The organism is Porphyromonas bobii, assembly GCF_943169685.1.
Classification (GTDB): Bacteria; Bacteroidota; Bacteroidia; order Bacteroidales; family Porphyromonadaceae; genus Porphyromonas; species Porphyromonas pasteri.
Genome location: NZ_CALPBU010000014.1, coordinates 1 through 2,593 on the forward strand (window position 1 = coordinate 1; position 2,593 = coordinate 2,593).

The following is a 2,593-nucleotide window of genomic DNA, read 5'->3' on the forward strand; positions in this document are numbered from 1 at the left end:
TGGCAAAAACTTTCGGGCAATTAGTACTACTCGGCTATGACGTCACCGCCTTTACACCTGTAGCCTATCAAGGTCATCGTCTATAACCACCCTTATAATGAGATCTAATCTTGAGGCAAGCTTCGTACTTAGATGCTTTCAGCACTTATCTCAACCGAACGTAGCTACTCGGCAATACGCCTGGCGGCATAACCGATAAACCAGCGGTTCGTCCAACACGGTCCTCTCGTACTAGTGTCAGGCCCCCTCAAATCTCAAACGCCCACAACAGATAGAGACCGAACTGTCTCACGACGTTCTGAACCCAGCTCGCGTGCCACTTTAATGGGCGAACAGCCCAACCCTTGGGACCTTCTCCAGCCCCAGGATGTGACGAGCCGACATCGAGGTGCCAAACCGCTCCGTCGATATGAGCTCTTGGGAGCGATCAGCCTGTTATCCCCGGAGTACCTTTTATCCTTTGAGCGATGGCCCTTCCATACGGAACCACCGGATCACTATGCTCTAGTTTCCTACCTGTGCGACTTGTTAGTCTCCCAGTCAAGCACCCTTGTGCCATTACACTCTACGACCGGTTACCAATCGGTCTGAGGGTACCTTTAGAAGCCTCCGTTACACTTTTGGAGGCGACCACCCCAGTCAAACTACCCACCATGCAATGTCCTCGCTTCTGCGAGTTAGAACCCAAATAACAAAAGGGCCGTATTTCAACGGCGACTCCACGAATACTGGCGTACCCGCTTCATAGTCTCCGGCCTATCCTACACATTTGTTACCCAAATCCAATGCAAAGCTATAGTAAAGGTTCACGGGGTCTTTTCGTCCCGTTGCGGGTAATCGGCATCTTCACCGATACTACAATTTCACCGAGCTCGCGGTTGAGACAGTACCCAGATCGTTACACCATTCGTGCAGGTCGGAACTTACCCGACAAGGAATTTCGCTACCTTAGGACCGTTATAGTTACGGCCGCCGTTTACTGGGGCTTCAATTCAATGCTTCTCTTGCGATGACATCTCCTCTTAACCTTCCAGCACCGGGCAGGTGTCAGGCTATATACAGTATCTTTCGATTTAGCATAGCCATGTGTTTTTGTTAAACAGTCGCCTGGGCCTATTCTCTGCGGCTCACAGCCTTCACTGTGAGCGTCCTTTATTCCGAAGTTACAGGACTATTTTGCCTAGTTCCTTAACCGCGAATCACTCGAGCGCCTTAGTATACTCAACCCAACCACCTGTGTCGGTTTATGGTACGGGTAATCATGCAATATGCTTAGCGGATTTTCTTGGGAGCACCGTTACAGTTGTCCATATCTCCTTGTGCAAGCACTCAGAGTACTGTCAGGTTCGGATCTCCGAGCGGATTTGCCTACTCAGATCAACTCCTACACCCTTCAACCAACTATTCCGTCAGTTGGCAGGACCGTCACATCTCCGTCTCCACATCGCTCACATAATTAGTACCGGAATATTAACCGGTTCTTCCATCGGGTACGCCGTTCGGCTGCCCCTTAGGCCCCGACTAACCCTGATCCGATTAGCGTTGATCAGGAACCCTTAGTCTTTCGGCGAGGAGGTTTCTCACCTCCTTTATCGTTACTTATACCTACATTTGCTTTTCTAGAAACTCCAGCAAGAGTTGTCCTCTCACCTTCAGCGTCGCTAGAATGCTCCCCTACCGATGTTTACACATCCCACAGCTTCGGTAAATAGCTTATGCCCGATTATTATCCACGCCAAAGCACTCGACTAGTGAGCTGTTACGCACTCTTTAAATGAATGGCTGCTTCCAAGCCAACATCCTAGCTGTCTTCGCACTCTGACTTCGTTTGGTCAACTTAGCTATTATTTCGGGACCTTAGCCGATGGTCTGGATTCTTCTCCTCTCGGACATGGACCTTAGCACCCATGCCCTCACTCCGTGGATCTTACTTAACGTGCATTCGGAGTTTGTCTGGACTTGATAGCCGGTGAAAGCCTCGCATCCAATCAGTCGCTCTACCTCACGTAAGAAACTCCACAGGCTGCACCTAAATGCATTTCGGGGAGTACGAGCTATCTCCAAGTTTGATTAGCCTTTCACCCCTACCCTCAGTTCATCCGAAAGCTTTTCAACGCTTACCGGTGCGGTCCTCCAGTTGGTTTTACCCAACCTTCAACCTGACCAAGGGTAGATCACTTGGTTTCGCGTCTACTCCCTCTGACTAATTCGCCCTATTCAGACTCGCTTTCGCTTCGGCTCACGTGACTCTTCATCACTTAACCTTGCCAGAGAAAGTAACTCGTAGGTTCATTATGCAAAAGGCACGCAGTCACAGCTCTAAGCTGCTCCTACCGCTTGTAGGCAGACGGGTTCAGGATCTATTGCACTCCTCTGTTCGAGGTTCTTTTCACCTTTCCCTCACGGTACTGGTTCACTATCGGTCTCTCGGGAGTATTTAGCCTTACGGGATGGGCCCCGCAGATTCACACAGGATTTCACGTGTCCCGCGCTACTCAGGATACCTCTAAGTCCAACGAAGATTTTCGGATACACAGCTATCATGTTCTATGGCCGGCCTTTCCAGACCGTTCTCCTAATCTTGTCTTCCTAT

1 rRNA gene is annotated in these 2,593 nt (G+C 50.0%); it reads right to left on the reverse strand.

Going from position 1 to position 2,593, the window contains the following annotated elements:
* Positions 1 to 2,593, reverse strand: a 23S ribosomal RNA gene (locus KO088_RS08845); the annotation flags it as partial.